Here is a 17,225-nt window from a genome sequence, read left to right on the forward strand (position 1 = left end):
CCACGACAGCCCCGACCGTCGCCGCGACCGCCACCTCAAGGCACTCCAAGACCTCGGATACGAGGTCACACTCGCCAAGGCCTCATAGGCTGCGGTCGATTCTCCTGACAGCCACGTTCATGCCACGTCGTTGCGTGAAAGTGGCTTTGCTGCAACGGGGGCGGCCACCCGCACCGGCCAGTCCGGGTCGTCGTGGCGGTGCCCGGCGGCACCGACGGCGCGCACGGGGTCGGTGGCCGGCCGCAGCACCGAGCGCACCACGAGCACGCACAACAGCACGACCACCGCGTCGCGCAGCACCACCGTGCCGAGGAACCAGTCCGGGGGCAGGCCCTTCGCGTCGGGCCCCAGGTAGTAGTACATGCGCGGCACCCAGACCAGCGCGTCGATCGCCATCCAGGCCAGCAGCAGCCGCCAGCGCGGGAGCGCGAGCACGGCGAGCGGCACCAGCCACAGCGAGTACTGCGGACTCCACACCTTGTTGATCAGCAGGAACGCCGCCACCACCAGGAACGCCAGCGACGCCAGCCGCGGCGGCTGCGGCGCGCGCCAGGCCAGCACCGCGACGGCGGCGCAGCACAGCACGAACAGCACGGCGGTGACCGCGTTGAGGACCGCCGGTCGCTCGCCCGCCGCGAGCGGCCCGTCGAAGCCCGCCCAGCCGGTGAAGTAGCTGACGACGAAGTAGAGGGAGTCGGGGTCGGCGGGCCGGCTCTGGTTGAGCCGGAAGAACTCCCACCAGCCCGTCGTGAAGGCGAGCGCCACGGGGGCGTTCACGAGGAGCCAGGTGCCAGCCGCGGCCCCGATCGTGCGCACCGCCGCGGCCACGTCCCGGCGCCGGGCGGCGACCAGCAGGATCGGCAGGAGCAGCATCAGCGGGTAGAACTTGAACGCCCCGCCGATCCCCAGCAGCAACCCGGCGAGCAGCGCCCGGCCGCGGGCGAACGCGAGCATGCCCGTGGTCGCGACGGCGACCGCGAGGGCGTCCCAGTTGGTGAACACGTGCACCACGACCAGCGGTGACAGCGCCACCAGCACGGCGTCCCACGGCCGGGTGGGACGCATCGCCCGCACCGCCCAGACGACCGCGAGCCAGGCCAGCGCCAGCCACACCGCGGTGATGTCGAAGTACACGACGACGGGCAGCGCCGACGGGAGCAGCGGCACCTGCTCCGCGAGCCACAGCCAGCCGTCGGCGAGCCGGGCGTTGGCGTACTGGAAGAACCCGGTGAGCACCGGGTACTCCATGTAGCGGACGCGCTCCGCCGCCGTGCCCGGCCCCTCGATCCACGGGTCGCGGTAGGGCAGCGCACCCGAGTCGAGGCCCTCGATCCCGTACAGCGGAACGGTGTCGGAGTAGCACATGGCGACGTACTGCCTGCTGCCCCGCCAGTCGAGCGCGAGCGTGCCGTCGTCGGTGACGTACTGCTGCAGGCACGGCGCCTTCCCGAGCCAGCCGAGCGCGAGCACGGCGACGGCCACGAGCAGCACGACGCGCAGCGGCGTCCAGAAGGCGCTGCGGCCGATCAGCGCGTGCCTGCCGAGGGGCCCTCCGACGAGCCGGCTGGCGGCGGCCGCGAGCGGTTCGGTCCAGGTGGGGACGACCCGCGGGGCCGGGTCGGCGACGACGCGTTCCCGGCCGGTCCGGCTCACCCGGAGGAGCCGGCGGGGACGTCGCGGCCCTCGCCGCGGCCGCCGGCGTTGTCGGTGTCGCCGCCTCCACGGTTGTCGTCCGAGTTGCCGGGACCGATGAACCCGTCGAACGGCTGGCCGGATTCCTCGTCCGACGACCCGTCGGACGAGTCGTCACCGGAGGAGTCGCCGGCACCGGAGTCACCGGAGTCACGCGAGTTCCCGTCGCGGGAGTCGCCGGAACCGTCGTTGCCGTTCCCGGATCCGTCGTCGCCGCCCGAGTCGCCGGAACCTGCCGATCCGGTTGCCGGGGTGCCCGTCGACGGGGTGCTGGACGCGCCGGCGTCGGACCGCGAGTTCGCCTCCGACGAGGGCGCCGTGCCCATCGGCTCGAACTCCGAGAACTGCTCCTCGGGAGTACCGCGCAGCGCCGCGTCCATGAACTGCTCCCAGATGTCGGCCGGGAGCATGCTGCCGTAGATCGGCCTGCCTGCGGAGTTCTTGATCGGGTCGCTGTAGTCGGTGCCGATCCAGACGGCTGTGGAGATCGACGGGGTGAACCCGACCATCCAGGCGTCCTTGTTCTGCCCCTCGACGTCGATGTTCTGCACCGTGCCGGTCTTCGCCGCGACCGGGCGGCCACCCGAGAGTGCGTTGTCGGCGCCTGCCGCCACGTCCGTCATCGACTCGACGACGTTGCGCGCCACCTGCGGCGGCACCGACGGCGCCACCTCGGCCGGCGGTTCACGCTCGAACAGCACCCGGCCGTCGGCGGCCACGACCTTGGAGACGAGGTAGGGCTCGCGGTGCACGCCCTCGGCGGCGAACGTGCCGAACGCGGATGCCATGTCGACCGGGGTGACCTCCTGGTCACCCAGCGAGATGCCGCCTTGGGCGGGCTGGCCGAGCCGTTCCTCGGGGATGCCGGCCTGGTGGGCCGCCTCGACCACCTTCTGCGGGCCGATGTCCAGGGCGATCTGGTAGAAGACCGTGTTGATCGACTTCGTCATCGCGCGCTTCACCGCGCACCGCGGGCAGTCGTTGCCCTCGGAGTTCTTGATGGTGCGCCCGGCGAGCTCCTGCGGCGACGAGCCGTCGTACACCGAACCCAGCCCGAACTCGTCGTCGTTCTGCAGGGCGGCGGACACGACGAACGGCTTGAACGACGACCCGGGCTGGCGCAGCGCAGAGGCGTAGTCCATGCCGGGCCCGGAGGGTCCGCCGTAGTAGGCGAGCATCGCGCCGGTCTGCGGGTCGACCGACACCAGGGACTCGCGCAGGTTCTCCGGCTGCCCCTCCATCACCTCGGTGACGGCGTCGACGGCCTTCTGCTGGAGTTCCGGGTCGATCGTGGTGGTGACCGTGAGCCCGGCCGTGTCGATCTGCTCCTGGGTGATGCCGTGCTGCTCGAGCTCCTGGAGCGCCTTCTGGTAGACGTGGAAGAGGTCGTTGTCCGGGATGCCGGCGTTCGCCGGCGCCTCCGGCAGCCAGTTGGTGGGGAAGGTCTGCTGCGCGCGCTCGGCCGGGTCGAGGAACTTCTCGGCGACCATCCGGTCGAGGGCGACGTTCCAGCGTTCCTCGGCCTCCGCGAGGTCGTTCGCCGGGTCGGCGCCGTTCGGCTGCTGGATGATGCCGGCGAGCAGCGCGCCCTCGGAGACCGTCAGCTGGTCCACCGGCTTGTTGAAGTAGGCGGTGGCGGCCGCCTGGATGCCGTAGGCGCCGCGGCCGAAGTAGATCGTGTTGAGGTAGTTCTCGAGGATCTCGTCCTTGGTCTGCTCGCGGGTGACCTTGACCGCGAGGATGACCTCCCGGTACTTGCGCCACAGCGAGAAGTCGTCCTGGCCCGTGGCGTTCTTCACCCACTGCTGGGTGATCGTCGAGCCACCGCCGACACCGCCGGTGAGCTGGTTCAGCACAGCCCGGCCGATGCCCGTGATGTCGAAACCGGGGTTCGAGTAGAACGTGCCGTCCTCGGTGGCCACCACCGCTTCCCTGACGTGCTCGGGCACCTGGTCGAGAGCGACGATGACGCGGTTGATCCGCACCTTGTCGCCTTCGATGTCGACCTGCGGGCGCAGCACGGCGATCGGCTCGCCGTTGCTGAAGTCGAACCGGGCCACCTGGGGGAGCGCCGCCTCCGCTGCGGTGGGCACGGAGAAGACGAACCACCCGATCACGAACGCGACGACCGGGCCGAGCACCATGAGCCCGAGCAGGGCGTAGAGCACCCGGCGCACGCGGCGCCACGGTGAGGACCTGCGCGCCGTGCCGTTCTTCCCCGCCTTCGCGGCCCGCTCCTCGGCGCGGGAGCCGGTGCGCACCTTCGTCTGCTCGGCGACGGCGACGCCGCCCGGCCCTGCCGGCGCAGCTCGATCCGAGCCGTCGTGGGTGAGCAGGGGCATGTCGCCGGAGCTGTAGGGCCCGGGTGGCGCCTTCGGGCGGTACCGCTGCGGCGGGATGCGCCCGCCCGGGGGCACCGGTGGCTGCCCGGGCGGCGGGAACGGGCCCGGCCGCGGCGGGCGCGGCCGCGGCCCGGGGTACCCGGCGGCGGGTGCTCGGTGGGGGTGGCCGGGACGAGGCCCGGGGGCACCGGACGGGACGCGTGCGGGCCGCCCGGTCACGTCGAACCGGGGGTCGCGCTGATCACTCACCGCTGCTCCGGGGATTCGGGGGCTGGCAGAACGGTTGAAGGGTCACTCGGCTGCGGACCTGCGTCGGTCGGGGCGCCGCCGGTCGGCGTCGGGGGTGTCGCCGGTACCCATGACGTACGAGAGAACCAGGTGGTTCCAGCTGCAGGTGCCGCAGACCTCCACGACGTACACCGAGAAGTCGGTGTAGAGGTGGGCGAGCTGCTGGATCTCGTCGGGTTTGCGGGCCGATCCGGCCGCGTGCCTCAGCTCGTCGCCGAAGATCCAGGAGACCTGGGTGAGGCGCTCCTTGCGGCACACGGGGCAGGTCTGGTCGGTCGGTTCACCGTGAAAACGGGCTGCTCGGAGCAGGTACGGGCTCGCGTCGCAGACCTCGGCCACCCCGACCCGACCCGAGTGGACCTCCGCGAGCAGCGCACGGCGCTGCAATGCGTAGTCGACCACCTGTCGCTGGGTGCGCACCCGGTCAGGGTACGCGGAGTGTCACCCCAGGCGTCACAAACGCCTCCCCGGCACTCGATCAGCGGGTGATTCACCTCTCGCCGCGAGCGGCTGATGTATCGATCCGATATAATTGGCTGTCCCATCGGTGCGACGGATTCGAGCGAAGGGGTGCACGTGCTCGAGCTGGCGATCCTCGGCCTGCTCCACGAGGCCCCGGTGCACGGCTACGAGCTGCGCAAGCAGCTCGGGCTCCGGCTCGGCGGGTTCCGCGTCTTCTCCTACGGCTCCCTCTACCCCGCGCTGCGCAGGCTCACCCGTGCCGGACTGATCGTCGAGGACCAGGAACGGTCCGACGCCGATCCCGGCAGCTGGTCCCGCCGCGCCCGGCGCGTCTACCGGATCACGGCGGAGGGCAAGGAGCGACTCGCCGAACTGCTGTCCGAGACCGGCCCGCAGGCCTGGGACGACGAGGGTTTCGGGGTCCACCTGGCCTTCTTCTCCCGAACGCCGGCCGAGGTACGGATGCGGATCCTCGAAGGCCGCAGGCGCACGGTCGAGGAGCGCCGCGAAGGTCTGCGCTCGACGCTGGCCAAGGCGGGCGAGCAGATCGACCGCTACACCCGTGAGCTGCACCAGCTCGGGCTCGACTCGAGCGAGCGCGAGGTGCGGTGGCTCAACGAACTGATCGCGAACGAACGGGCCGAGCAGGACGAGGCCCCCGGCGAGGACGCCGGCCAACCCCCAGGGACCCCGTCCACGGGGTCCCGTCCCACAGCAACAGGGCACACAGGAAAGAGGAGGAGCCGGCCATGAGTCAGGTCCGTGTCGCCGTCGTCGGCGTCGGCAACTGCGCCGCGTCGCTCGTGCAGGGAGTGCAGTACTACCGGGACGCCGATCCCACCACGCGTGTCCCCGGGCTGATGCACGTCGACTTCGGTGGCTACCACGTCCGGGACGTCACGTTCGTCGCCGCGTTCGACGTCGATGCCAAGAAGGTCGGCCGCGACCTGTCCGAGGCGATCGGCGCGAGCGAGAACAACACGATCAAGATCGCCGACGTCCCGCCGCTCGACGTGCCGGTGCGCCGCGGGCACACCCTCGACGGGCTCGGCCGGTTCTACCGCGAGACGATCACCGAGTCCGACGAGGAGCCGGTGGACGTCGCCCAGGTGCTCCGCGACACCGAGGCCGACGTGCTCGTCTCCTACCTGCCGGTGGGCAGCGAGGCCGCCGACCGCTTCTACGCGCAGGCCGCGATCGACGCCGGCGTGGCGTTCGTCAACGCGCTGCCGGTGTTCATCGCCTCCGATCCCGTGTGGGCGGAGAAGTTCCGGGCGGCGGGCGTACCGATCGTCGGCGACGACATCAAGAGCCAGGTCGGCGCCACGATCACCCACCGGGTGCTGGCGAAGCTGTTCGAGGACCGCGGTGTGCAGCTGGATCGCACGATGCAGCTCAACGTGGGCGGGAACATGGACTTCCTGAACATGAAGGAGCTCGAGCGGCTCGAGTCCAAGAAGGTGTCCAAGACCCAGTCGGTGACCTCACAGGTCGACCGTGACCTCGGCAAGGACAACGTCCACATCGGCCCGTCGGACTACGTCGCGTGGCTCGACGACCGGAAGTGGGCCTACGTGCGGCTGGAGGGCCGGGCGTTCGGCGACGTGCCGCTCAACCTCGAGTACAAGCTCGAGGTGTGGGACTCGCCCAACTCCGCAGGCATCATCATCGACGCGGTGCGGGCTGCGAAGATCGCCAATGACCGCGGCATCGGGGGCCCGATCCTCTCGGCGTCGAGCTACTTCATGAAGTCGCCGCCGGAGCAGTACAGCGACGACGTCGCCCGCGACGCCGTGGAGCAGTTCATCCGCGGCGAGCGGGAGCGCTGACTTCTTCTCCCACGATTACTCTCGGCCCCGGCTGCGGTACACACCGTGACCGGGGCCGACTGCTGTTTCCGGTGGAACGATTCCTTTCTGCAACCTTTCGAGGGGCGCCCCGGTCCTTCCGGTCCGGAAGGACTTTCACCCGGCTGTGCCAATCACGAACGGATATCGCTGTGGTTTGTGGGGCAGGTCACCCGGCTGGCGGCCAGGTCAGGCCGCTCGCACGGGAATACCGCTGATGAAACTCGTCTGATCGGGTGGACAATCCGGTGGGAAGCCTCACGGAAACAGAGCAATGCAATTGAGAGATGCGTCATGGCAACACATCGAAATGCGTTCGTAATGTGTGCGACGGCCCTGCGACATCGGCGCTCAACCGGAGCGGCGGGCGCAGGGTCACCGTCTGGACGGGCGGGGTGCAGCACGGCAGGGAACACCCGGGCCGTGCGCCGTCGCCCCCGTCTGCCGCCGCAGGCTCCCCCGGCCCGCTCGGCTCGCGTCCGACGGTGCTCACCCCGAGGAACACTCAGTGCCCAAGCACCTCCCCGCACTGGCCACCCGTGCCGCCATCGTGGCCAGCTCCACCGCTGCCGCCGCGCTCGTCGGCCTGCTTCCCGCCACCACCGCGAGCGCCGCGACCCCGGCGCTCGCTGCACCGGTGGCGCCCGCGTCCGCAGCCCCGGCGGCCGTGCCGGCCGCGCCCGTCTCGGTACCGGTGAAGCCCGTCGCCCTCGCCGCCCCGGTGCACAAGCCCGCGGCGCCCGCGGCGCCCACCGCCGCCACCGCATCCGCCGTGCAGAACGCCCTGAGCAAGCTCGGTGCGCCGTACCGCTGGGGGGCGGAGGGCCCGAATGCGTTCGACTGCTCCGGCCTCATCCAGTGGGCGTTCAAGAACGCCGGCATCTCCCTGCCGCGCACCAGCCGCGCGCAGGCGGGCGTCGGCACGCCGGTCGCGAAGTCCGACCTGCGCCCCGGTGACCTCGTGTTCTTCTACCAGCCGGTCAGCCACGCCGGCATCTACATCGGCGACGGCAAGATCGTGCACGCCAGCAACCGCAAGGACCCGGTGAAGATCTCCGAGGTCGACCGGATGCCGTTCAACTCCGCCCGCCGCGTCTGACTCGGCCGCATCCCCGACCAGGTGAGACCGGATCTCCAGGCCTCGGCGCCGCAGCCCTCCACGGGTAGAGTCCGGCGGCGTGACCGAGCCTGACCTGCGCCCGCTCGCCCTGGTCACCGGGGCGTCGCGCGGAATCGGCGCCGCGGTGGCCAGGGCGCTCGCCCCCGGGCACGACCTGTTGCTCGGGGGCCGGGACACCGAGGCGCTCCAGGCGCTCGCCGCCGAACTGCCCGGTGCCCGGCCATGGCCGGTCGAGCTCACCGATCCCGCGGCGGTCGCCGAGGCGGTGGGCGGGATCGAACGCCTCGACGTCCTCGTGCACTCCGCCGGGATCGGGTTGCTCGGCACGGTCGCGGAGACCAGCGCCGCGACCTGGCGGCAGCAGTTCGAGGTCAACGTCGTGGCGGTCGCCGAGCTCACCCGGCTCCTGCTCCCCGCGCTGCGCGCGGCCCGCGGCCGGGTCGTCCTGCTCAACTCCGGCGCCGGACTCACCGCCAGGGCCGGGTGGGCGTCCTACGCCGCGAGCAAGTTCGCCCTCCGTGCGTTCGCCGACGCGCTGCGCGCCGAGGAGTCGGACAACGGCGTGCGGGTCACCTCGGTGCACCCCGGTCGCGTCGACACCGACATGCAGCGCGGGGTCGTGGAGCACGAGGGCGGTGCCTACCGCCCGGAGGCCTACCTGCGGCCGGAGTCCGTGGCCGGTGCCGTGCTGCTCGCGGTCACCGCCCCGGACGACGCCGCGCTCACCGAGCTCGTCCTGCGGCCGGCAGGCGCCTGACCCGCAGCCGGGGTACATCCTTCGACGGACAGCGGGATCCGCCTGCCGATCGACGCCTGCCATGGCCGCGCGCCCTAGCGTCGACCGCGTGAGCCCCGAGACCGACCGCGCCCGGATGCGCATCTCCGACGCCGACCGCTCGGCCGTCGCCGACCGGCTGCGCATCGCCGTGGACGAGGGCAGGCTCGACCTCACCGACTATGACGAGCGGCTCCGCTCGGTGTACGCCGCGTCGACGTTCGGCGAGCTCCAGCCGCTGACCGCCGACCTGCCCGCCGTCGAACCGCGCCCGCCCGCGCAGCCGGACGCCGCCGCCGAGGAGCGCCGGAAGTGGCGCAACGAGTGGCGGGACTGGCTGGGTGGAGCGATCATCATGATCGCGATCTGGGCGACCACGTCCCTGGTGTCGGGCGAGCTCATCGACTTCTGGCCGGCGATACCGCTGGGGATCTGGGCGGCCGTGCTCCTGGCCGGAGCCCTCGACGGCCGGAAGGGGAAGGGCTGAGCCCACCTACCGCGGCCGTGCGGCGACGGCGGCGAGCGCGAGCAGGGACAGCGCGTCGTGCTCCGGTGTGCCGCGGGCAGCCCGGTGCACGCAAACACGAAGGCCCTCGTCCCCGGTGTGGAGCATCTGCCACTCGACGGTGAGGCCGCCGTCGTAGAGCGCGAATGCCATCGGGTCCGTCGGCCGACGCCCCTACACTTGCGGCATGAGCGCCGCGCGTGAGGAGCTTGTCCGGCTGGTGAAGGAGCTGCCCGAGGAGGAGGTGCCGCGCGCGCTGACGGAGCTGCGTAAGCACGTCGCCTCCGAGCGACCGTGGCCGCCCGCCTGGTTCGGCATCGCTCCAGGCGACGGGACCGCGGTGGGGGCTCGTAGCGAAGAGCTACTGGCCGAGGGTTTCGGCAAGTAGCGTGGTGGTCTGCGACACCGGTCCGCTCGTCGCGGCCGCGTTGACCCGCGATCCCGACCATCATGCATGTGTGGAACTGCTCACGGGCATGCACTTGGCCCGACGCGAAATCGTGCTACCGGCGCCGGTCGTCGCCGAGGTGGGCTACCTGCTGAACCGGAAGGCCGGAGCATCGGCGGAATCGGCGTTCCTCCGCTCGCTCGCTGCCGGCGACTTCCGAGTCGTCGAGCTGACCACGGACGATTACGTCTACATGGCGGCGCTCGTCGACACGTACGCCGACCTACTACTGGGCACTACCGACGCCGCTGTCGTCGCCCTCGCCGAGCGGCTCGACGTCGACGAGGTCGCGACATTGGATCGTCGACACTTCACCGTCGTGAGAACGCGCCGTGGCACAGCATTCACGCTGCTGCCCTGACGCGCGAAGGCGGCGCGTCCGACCGCTCAGATCACCACGTTGACCAGCCGGCCGGGCACCACGATCAGCTTGCGCGGCTCGCCGCCGTCCAGCGCCGCGACGACCTTCTCGTCGGCCAGCGCCGCGGCCTGCACCTGCTCGCGCGTGGCGTCGGCCGCCACGGTGATCCGCGAGCGGACCTTGCCGTTGATCTGGATCGGGTACTCGACCGTGTCCACGACCAGGTACCGCTCGTCGGCCACCGGGAACGGCCCGTGCGCCAGCGAGCCGTCGTGTCCCAGCACGGACCACAGCTCCTCGGCGATGTGCGGCGTCAGCGGCGCCATCATCAGCACCAGCGGCTCGGCGACCGAGCGGGGCACGCCGGTGCTGCCGTAGGCCTTCGTCAGGTGGTTGTTCAGCTCGATCAGCTTCGCCGCGGCGGTGTTGTAGTGCATCGCCGCGTAGTCGGCGTGCACCGCCGCGATCGTGCGGTGCAGGGCGCGCAGCGTGTCGACGTCCGGCTCGGCGTCGGTGACCCGCAGCTCGCCGGTGCGCTCGTCCACCAGGTTGCGCCAGACCCGCTGCAGGAACCGCTGCGAGCCGACGACGTCGCGGGTGGACCAGGGACGGGAGACCTCCATCGGACCCGTCGACATCTCGTACAGGCGGAACGTGTCGGCACCGTAGCGCTCGCACATCTCGTCGGGCGTCACCACGTTGCGCAGCGACTTGCCCATCTTCCCGTACTCGCGGTTCACGGGCTGGTTGTTCCACGTGAAACCACCGTCGGCGTCCTCGACGACCTCCTCCGCCGGGACGTAGGCCCCACGGGCGTCGGTGTAGGCGAACGCCTGGATGTAGCCCTGGTTGAACAGGCGCCGGAACGGCTCCTCCGAGCTGACGTGGCCCAGGTCGTACAGCACCTTGTGCCAGAACCGGGCGTACAGCAGGTGGAGCACGGCGTGCTCGACGCCGCCGACGTACAGGTCGACGCCGCCCGGGTCGCCGGGCCGGGACGGGTCCTTGCCCAGCCAGTACTTCTCGACCTCCGGGTCGACGAACCGCTCGGCGTTCTGCGGGTCCAGATAGCGCAGGTAATACCAGCAGGAGCCGGCCCACTGCGGCATCGTGTTCGTCTCGCGCCGGTAGCGCTGCGTGCCGTCGCCCAGGTCCAGGTCGACCGCCACCCACTCCTCGGCCCGCGACAGCGGCGGCTCCGGCTCGGTGTCGGCGGCGTCCGGGTCGTAGGTCTTGGGGGAGTAGTCGTCGATCTCGGGCAGCACGACGGGCAGCTGGTCCTCGGGCAGCGCGACCGGCAGCCCGTCGGTGTCCCAGGCGACCGGGAACGGCTCGCCCCAGTACCGCTGGCGGGAGAACAGCCAGTCGCGCAGCTTGTACTGGACGACGGCCTCGCCGTCGCCGCGCGCGGCCAGCCAGTCGCTGATCGCGCGCTTGGCCTCCGCGACGCCCAGCCCGTTCAGGCTGATCTCCGCGTTGGCCGAGTTGATCGCCGGGCCGTCGCCGGTGAACGCCTCGCCGTCGAAACCCTCGGCGGGCTGGACCGTGCGCACGATCGGCAGGCCGAACGCGGTGGCGAAGTCCCAGTCGCGCTGGTCCTGCGCGGGCACGGCCATGATCGCGCCCGTGCCGTAGCCCATCAGCACGTAGTCGGCGACGAACACCGGGATCCGCTCACCGTTGACCGGGTTCGTGGCGTACGCCCCGGTGAACACACCGGTCTTCTCGCGGTTCTCCTGCCGGTCCAGCTCGGACTTGCGGGACGCGGCCTCCCGGTAGGCCTCCACGGCCTCGCGCGGGGCGGCGGCGCCACCGGTCCACCGGTCGTCGACCCCACGAGGCCACGCGTCGGGAGTGATCGCGTCGACCAGCGGGTGCTCGGGCGCCAGCACCATGTAGGTGGCGCCGAACAGCGTGTCGGGCCGCGTCGTGAAGACCTCGATCGGCGAGTCGGCGCCGGCCACCGGGAAACGGACGCGCGCACCTTCGGACCGACCGATCCAGTTGCGCTGCATCGCCTTGACCGACTCCGGCCAGTCCAGCCGGTCCAGGTCGGCGGCCAGCCGGTCGGAGTACGCGGTGATCCGCATCATCCACTGTTTCAGGCTGCGGCGGAACACGGGGAAGTTGCCCCGCTCGCTGCGCCCGTCGGCGGTGACCTCCTCGTTCGCCAGCACGGTGCCGAGCCCAGGGCACCAGTTGACCGGCGCCTCGGAGATGTAGGCCAGCCGGTGGCCGTCGACCACGCGGCGCCGCTCCACCGGCGACAGCTCGGCCCACGCCCGGCCGTCCGGGGTCGGCCGGTCGCCCGCGGCGAACTCGGCCTCCAGCTCGGCGATCGGACGCGCCTTCTGCTGCGCCTCGTCGTACCAGGCGCTGTAGATCTGCAGGAAGATCCACTGAGTCCAGCGGTAGAACTCCACGTCGGTGGTGGCGACCGAACGCCGCTCGTCGTGGGCCAGGCCCAGCTGCCGCAGCTGCGCCTTGTACCGCTGGATGTTGTCCTCGGTGGTCTTGCGCGGGTGCGTTCCGGTCTGCACGGCGTACTGCTCGGCGGGCAGGCCGAACGCGTCGAAGCCCATCGCGTGCAGCACGTTGCGGCCGTTCATCCGCAGGTAGCGGCCCAGGACGTCGGTGCCGATGAAGCCCAGCGGGTGCCCGACGTGCAGCCCGGAACCGGACGGGTACGGGAACATGTCCAGCAGGTACACCTTCTCCGCGCTGCTCGCGGCGGGGTCGGCCCACGGCCCGGACGGGTTGGGCGCGTGGAACGTGCCCTCGGCCTCCCAGCGGTCCTGCCAGCGGCGCTCGATCGCACCGGCCAGCGCCGCGCCGTAGCGGTAGGGCAGCGCCTCGGCCTCGGCGCGCTCCGGCGCGGTCGCACTCGTGTCCGTGCTCATGTCCCACTCCTGGGAAGCTCGTGATCGGCCCGAAAACCAGAAGACCCCCCTGCCGACAGGCAGAAGGGGTCGGCCGCGCCGGTGCTGTGGGTCAGTGCGGCGCGGCCTGGCGAAGAAGAAGTCGCTGGGCCACGTTCCCAGGGTAACGCCGCTGGCCGCAGGCGTGCGATCGGGTTCGCCTACCCTGGAGTCCGTGCCGCTGTCGCTCCGCCTGGTCCTCGGTTCGCTCCTCGTGCTCGCCGGTGTCGCGCTGGTCGCGGTCGCCGTGCTCGGCGCGCGTTCACGGCTGCGGCGCAACCGGTGGATCGGCGTCCGCACCGCGGCGACGCTGCGTTCGGAGGCCGCGTTCACCCTCGCGAACAAGGTGGCGGCCGCACCGGCCGGCGCCGCGGGCGCCGTCGCGATCGCCGGCGGAGCGGTGCTCCTGGCCGGCCCGGGCGCCGCACTCGGCTGGATCGTGTTCGCCGTCAGCCTCGCCGGGCTGCTGGTGCTCGCCGGCGTCGCCGGCGCGCTCGGGGACCGGGCCGCGGCGGCCGCGGAGGTGGACGTGCCGCCCGCCCCGTCGTGCGCGGGCGCCTGCGCGGGGTGCGACCTCGTCGCCGGGTGCGGCGGGGCCCGTGCCGAGACGGAGCGGACGTCGGCACCGAACGCGAGCTGAGCAGTTCTCGTCACGCCGCCGCGAAGCGGTGGGGGCCGCTGTCCCGGTGGCAGCAAGGTGGCCTTACTGCCACCCAGTGACAGCATTGCCACCTTGCTGGCACGCCGGGCCTGCGCTGGGCGGCATCTGCCGATGTGACGAGAAGTCAGTTCTGCCGCACGTCCATGGGATACGTGGCCAGCAGCGCCAGGGGCATACCCTGCCTGCGCAGCACGTGGCCCCACAGCCCGACGTCCTGGCCGGTGAGGACGTCGTCGGGCAGTGCGGGCACGACGATCCAGTCGCCGCGGTCGATCTCGCCGGCAAGCTGCCCGGCGTCCCAGCCCGAGTAGCCGGCGAAGACCCGCAGCCCGCGCAGGCGCGGCGCGATCAGCGACGGATCGGAGTCGAGGTCCACCAGCGCCACGGGCCCGCGGACCGCCACCAACCCGGCCACCGTCGCCGGGTCGTGCCCGGTGCGGACGGCGGCGAGGCAGAGCGCGGTCTCACCCTCCACCGGACCGCCGACGAACACCGCGGACGGCTGCGAAGTCAGGGGCGCCCACGACGGCAGGACGTCCCGGACGGTGACCTCGCTCGGCCGGTTCAACACCACGCCGAGGCTGCCGCGGTCGCGGTGCTCGATCATGTAGATGACGGTGCGGCGGAAGTTGGGGTCCAGGAGTCCCGGCGCGGCCACGAGCAGGCTGCCGGGCGCCACCTCGGAACCGGGACCAGAACCGGAGCGGTCGTGCACCACATCACCCATCGTCGCACCCGCTGGGCCGCGTAGCCTTCCCCCCGTGCCGACGCCCCCCGCGACGCCCGCTGGTAGCGACGTCGCCCCGGAGCAGCCCGCCGCCGTCGCCGTCCCGTCCCAGCAGGCCGAACGGCTCGGACTCGGCCGGCTGGTCCGCACCCCTGGGTACCGCAGGCTGCTCGCCGTGCGCTTCGCCACTCAGTGGGCGGACGGGATGTTCCAGGCCGCGCTCGGCGGCGCGGTGCTGTTCAACCCGGAACGGCAGGCCGATCCCCTGGCGGTCGCGGCCGGGCTCGCCGTGCTGCTGCTGCCGTACTCGGTGATCGGGCCCTTCGCGGGGGCGCTCCTGGACCGGTGGGACCGCCGCCGCGTCCTGATGGGCGCCAACCTGGTGCGGGCCGCGCTGGTGGTGGTCGTGGCCGTCACCGTGTTCGCCGGCGTCGCGGGCCCACCGCTGTACCTGGCGGCGCTCGCCGTGGCCGGGGTCAGCCGGTTCGTGCTGTCCGGGCTGTCGGTGGCGCTGCCGCACGTCGTCCCGCGCAGGCACCTCGTGGAGGCCAACACGTTCGCGGTGACGGCGGGCGCGGCCATGGCGGCCGTCGGCGGCGCGAGCGCGATCGGGCTGCGCGAGCTCCTCGGCCCGGACGACACCGGCTCGGGGATCACCACCTTGACCGCGATCGTCGGCTCGGTGGTGGCCGCAGCGCTCGCCGCCCGGTTCCGCAGGGGGTCCCTCGGCCCGGACCGCGCCGACACCTCCGCCCGCACCGTCAGCACGGTGCTGCACGGCTTCGCCGACGGCGCCCGCGCCACGGCGGCCACCCCGTCCATCGCCGGCTCGTTCCTGGCGCTGGCGGCCCACCGGCTCGCGTTCGGCATCTCGACGCTGCTGACCCTGCTGCTGTTCCGGTACGCGTTCACCGACGTCGGGCCGCTGCGGGCCGGGCTCGCCGGGATCGGGCAGACCGTCGTGCTCGCCGCCGCCGGGCTCGGGAGCGCCGCCCTGCTCGCACCGTGGATGGTGCGCCGGTGGGGCCGACCGCGGACCGTGCGGGTGGCGCTGCTCGTGGCCACCGCCACCCAGCTCGCGGTGGCGGCCCTGCTGTCGCTGCCCGCGGTGCTGGTGGCGGCGTTCGTGCTGGGCGCCACCGGGCAGGTCGTCAAACTGTGCACCGACGCGGCCGTGCAGGGCGAGGCGGGCGACGAGGTGCTCGGCCGCGTGTTCGCCCTCTACGACATCGTCTTCAACGTCGGCTACGTGATCGCCGTGGCCACCGCGGCCCTCCTCAGCCCACCGGACGGCTGGGCGCCGTGGCTGCTCGCCGCCGCGGCCGGCCTCTACGTGCTGGGCCTGCTCGGCCACGACACCCAGCTCCGGCGGAAACGAGTATCGTCACATTGACGACAAATCGGTCGTAAGTGACAGGAAAGCCACGTTCCGGAGGCTGAACGACAGGAACGTGGCTTTCCGGACACTCGTGCGAGCGATCAGGCGACGCCGTTCTGCTCCGCCCAACTGCGCAGCTCCGCCTCCGCCTGCTCCCGCGTCATCGGGCCGCGCTCCATGCGCAGGGCGAGCAGGTGCTTGTACGCCTTGCCGACCAGGGGGCCCGGGGGGATGCCGAGCAGCTGCATGATCGCGTTGCCGTCGAGGTCGGGCCGGATGGCGTCCAGCTCCTCCTTCTTGCGCAGCTGCGCGATGCGCTCCTCGAGGGAGTCGTAGCTGCGCTGGAGGGCGGCGGCGCGGCGCCGGTTGCGGGTGGTGCAGTCCGAGCGGACGAGCTTGTGCAGTCGGTCCAGCAGCGGGCCCGCGTCGGTGACGTAGCGGCGCACCGCCGAGTCGGTCCACTCGCCGGTGCCGTAGCCGTGGAAACGCAGGTGCAGGAACACCAGCTGGGAGACCTCGTCGACGACCGACTTCGGGTAGCGCAGCTCGCGCAGCCGCTTGCGGGTCATCTTCGCGCCCACCACCTCGTGGTGGTGGAAGCTGACCCGCCCGTCGGACTCCTTGCGTCGGGTGTCGGGCTTGCCGATGTCGTGGAGCAGCGCGGCGAGCCGCAGCACCAGGTCGGGGCCGTCGGTCTCCCGGTCGATCGCCTGCTCCATCACGACCAGCGAGTGCGTGTAGACGTCCTTGTGCTGCATGTGCTCGTCGATCGCGAGCCGCATCGCGGGCACCTCGGGCAGCACCTGGTCGGCGAGTCCGGTGTCGACCATCAGCTCGATGGCGCGCCGGGGGTGGGTGCCGCAAATGAGCTTGCTCAGCTCGGTCTGCACGCGCTCGCGGGTGATCCGGGCGAGCTCGCCCGCCATCGCCGTCATCGCGGCCAGGACGCGCGGCGCGGGCGTCAGCCCCAGCTGGGAGACGAACCGGGCGGCCCGCAGCATGCGCAGCGGATCGTCGGCGAAGGACTCCTCCGGGGTCGCGGGGGTGTCGAGGGTGCCTGCCGCGAGCGCGGCGAGCCCGCCGTGCGGGTCGACGAACCGGCGCTCGTCGCCCGTGAGCTCCACCGCCATCGCGTTGAGGGTGAAGTCGCGGCGCACGAGGTCGTCCTCGATGGTCTCGCCGAAGGCCACGACGGGGTTGCGGGTGACGCGGTCGTAGGCGTCGGCGCGGAACGTGGTGATCTCCACCGTGGTGCCGCGCTTGCGGGCCCCCACCGTGCCGAAGTCGATGCCGGTGTCCCACACCGCGTCCGCCCAGCCCGCGAGCAGCGCGAGCACGGCATCCGGCCGCGCGTCGGTGGTGAAGTCGAGGTCCTGCGAGTCGCGGCGCAGCAGTGCGTCGCGGACGCTGCCGCCCACGAGGTACAGCCGGTGCCCGGCCGCGGTGAACCGCTGCGCCAGCTCCTCGGCGACCGGGCCGATCTGCACCATCTCCACTACCGCATTCTCCTGTGCGCGCCGGAGTTCGGGGGACACGGCACCGGACACGAGGGCAGTAGCGGACACGGCGGGCCAGTCTAGGTGGCTGGTGTCTTTCGCGTGGCGGTCGCCCTGCTGGGCGGCGCGCCGCGGGAGGATCTCGGGGTGACGTTGGGGCGCGCTGATCGTCAGGTCGATCTGTTCGACGACGCGGCCGGGTTCT

General features: G+C 72.1%; 16 protein-coding genes. 9 read left to right on the forward strand and 7 right to left on the reverse strand.

Annotated elements, in window-relative coordinates; all coding sequences use genetic code 11:
- Nucleotides 1-117: 117 nt before the first annotated feature.
- Genes KME75_RS30925 through KME75_RS30935 form a run of 3 tightly spaced genes read right to left on the reverse strand, consistent with a single transcriptional unit; the run spans nt 118 to nt 4,742 of the window.
- Nucleotides 118-1,653, reverse strand: coding sequence for a glycosyltransferase family 87 protein (locus KME75_RS30925; protein WP_219418466.1), 1,536 nt, complete (start codon nt 1,651-1,653; stop codon nt 118-120).
- Nucleotides 1,650-4,283, reverse strand: a complete 2,634-nt coding sequence (locus KME75_RS30930) for a transglycosylase domain-containing protein (RefSeq protein ID WP_219418467.1) — start codon at nt 4,281-4,283, stop codon at nt 1,650-1,652. Before KME75_RS30930 ends, KME75_RS30925 begins: the two co-directional genes overlap by 4 nt.
- 42 nt (nt 4,284-4,325) lie before the next feature.
- Nucleotides 4,326-4,742, reverse strand: coding sequence for a DUF5318 domain-containing protein (locus KME75_RS30935; protein ID WP_219418468.1), 417 nt, complete (start codon nt 4,740-4,742; stop codon nt 4,326-4,328).
- Nucleotides 4,743-4,898: 156 nt separating this feature from the next.
- On the opposite strand from KME75_RS30935, the gene KME75_RS30940 reads away from it, so the two are divergent.
- The 5 genes from KME75_RS30940 to KME75_RS30960 all read left to right on the forward strand — a co-directional run bounded on the left by KME75_RS30940 (nt 4,899) and on the right by KME75_RS30960 (nt 9,013).
- A complete protein-coding gene (locus KME75_RS30940) occupies nt 4,899-5,537 on the forward strand; it encodes a PadR family transcriptional regulator (RefSeq protein ID WP_219418469.1) in 639 nt (212 codons plus the stop codon).
- Nucleotides 5,534-6,613, forward strand: coding sequence for an inositol-3-phosphate synthase (locus KME75_RS30945; protein WP_219418470.1), 1,080 nt, complete (start codon nt 5,534-5,536; stop codon nt 6,611-6,613). The genes KME75_RS30940 and KME75_RS30945 overlap by 4 nt, the downstream gene beginning before the upstream one ends.
- A gap of 526 nt (nt 6,614-7,139) precedes the next feature.
- Nucleotides 7,140-7,730 carry a C40 family peptidase gene (locus KME75_RS46245; RefSeq protein ID WP_308283255.1) on the forward strand — a complete coding sequence of 197 codons (591 nt, stop codon included), beginning with the start codon at nt 7,140-7,142 and terminating at the stop codon, nt 7,728-7,730.
- A gap of 79 nt (nt 7,731-7,809) precedes the next feature.
- Nucleotides 7,810-8,508: an SDR family oxidoreductase gene (locus KME75_RS30955; RefSeq protein WP_219418472.1), complete on the forward strand. Its 699-nt coding sequence runs from the start codon at nt 7,810-7,812 to the stop codon at nt 8,506-8,508.
- Between the two features lie 88 nt (nt 8,509-8,596).
- On the forward strand, nt 8,597-9,013 hold the full coding sequence (locus KME75_RS30960; protein ID WP_308283256.1) for a DUF1707 SHOCT-like domain-containing protein: 417 nt from the start codon (nt 8,597-8,599) through the stop codon (nt 9,011-9,013).
- A 6-nt stretch (nt 9,014-9,019) separates the two neighbouring features.
- On the opposite strand, the gene KME75_RS30965 is transcribed toward KME75_RS30960, so the two are convergent.
- Nucleotides 9,020-9,184: a hypothetical protein gene (locus tag KME75_RS30965; protein ID WP_219418474.1), complete on the reverse strand. Its 165-nt coding sequence runs from the start codon at nt 9,182-9,184 to the stop codon at nt 9,020-9,022.
- 34 nt (nt 9,185-9,218) lie between these two features.
- Between KME75_RS30965 and KME75_RS30970 the strand changes: the two genes are divergently transcribed.
- Both KME75_RS30970 and KME75_RS30975 read left to right on the forward strand, forming a co-directional pair.
- Nucleotides 9,219-9,419, forward strand: coding sequence for a hypothetical protein (locus tag KME75_RS30970; protein WP_219418475.1), 201 nt, complete (start codon nt 9,219-9,221; stop codon nt 9,417-9,419).
- 4 nt (nt 9,420-9,423) lie between these two features.
- Complete coding sequence (locus KME75_RS30975; RefSeq protein ID WP_308283259.1) at nt 9,424-9,840, forward strand: type II toxin-antitoxin system VapC family toxin; 417 nt, start codon at nt 9,424-9,426, stop codon at nt 9,838-9,840.
- 26 nt (nt 9,841-9,866) lie between these two features.
- Here the strand turns inward: KME75_RS30975 and leuS are convergent, their stop codons facing one another.
- Nucleotides 9,867-12,740 carry a leucine--tRNA ligase gene (leuS, locus tag KME75_RS30980; protein ID WP_219418477.1) on the reverse strand — a complete coding sequence of 958 codons (2,874 nt, stop codon included), beginning with the start codon at nt 12,738-12,740 and terminating at the stop codon, nt 9,867-9,869.
- Nucleotides 12,741-12,933: 193 nt separating this feature from the next.
- Here leuS and KME75_RS30985 point away from each other — a divergent pair, with 193 nt between their 5' ends.
- Nucleotides 12,934-13,398: an SdpI family protein gene (locus KME75_RS30985; protein ID WP_308283257.1), complete on the forward strand. Its 465-nt coding sequence runs from the start codon at nt 12,934-12,936 to the stop codon at nt 13,396-13,398.
- A gap of 145 nt (nt 13,399-13,543) precedes the next feature.
- Here the strand turns inward: KME75_RS30985 and KME75_RS30990 are convergent, their stop codons facing one another.
- Nucleotides 13,544-14,146, reverse strand: coding sequence for a YqgE/AlgH family protein (locus KME75_RS30990; RefSeq protein ID WP_219418478.1), 603 nt, complete (start codon nt 14,144-14,146; stop codon nt 13,544-13,546).
- A gap of 34 nt (nt 14,147-14,180) precedes the next feature.
- Between KME75_RS30990 and KME75_RS30995 the strand changes: the two genes are divergently transcribed.
- Complete coding sequence (locus KME75_RS30995; RefSeq protein WP_308283258.1) at nt 14,181-15,539, forward strand: MFS transporter; 1,359 nt, start codon at nt 14,181-14,183, stop codon at nt 15,537-15,539.
- Nucleotides 15,540-15,625: 86 nt separating this feature from the next.
- Here the strand turns inward: KME75_RS30995 and KME75_RS31000 are convergent, their stop codons facing one another.
- Nucleotides 15,626-17,089: a CCA tRNA nucleotidyltransferase gene (locus KME75_RS31000; RefSeq protein WP_372452707.1), complete on the reverse strand. Its 1,464-nt coding sequence runs from the start codon at nt 17,087-17,089 to the stop codon at nt 15,626-15,628.
- Between the last annotated feature and the right edge of the window lie 136 nt (nt 17,090-17,225).

The organism is Pseudonocardia nigra (assembly GCF_019396355.1).
Taxonomy (GTDB): domain Bacteria; phylum Actinomycetota; class Actinomycetes; order Mycobacteriales; family Pseudonocardiaceae; genus Pseudonocardia; species Pseudonocardia nigra.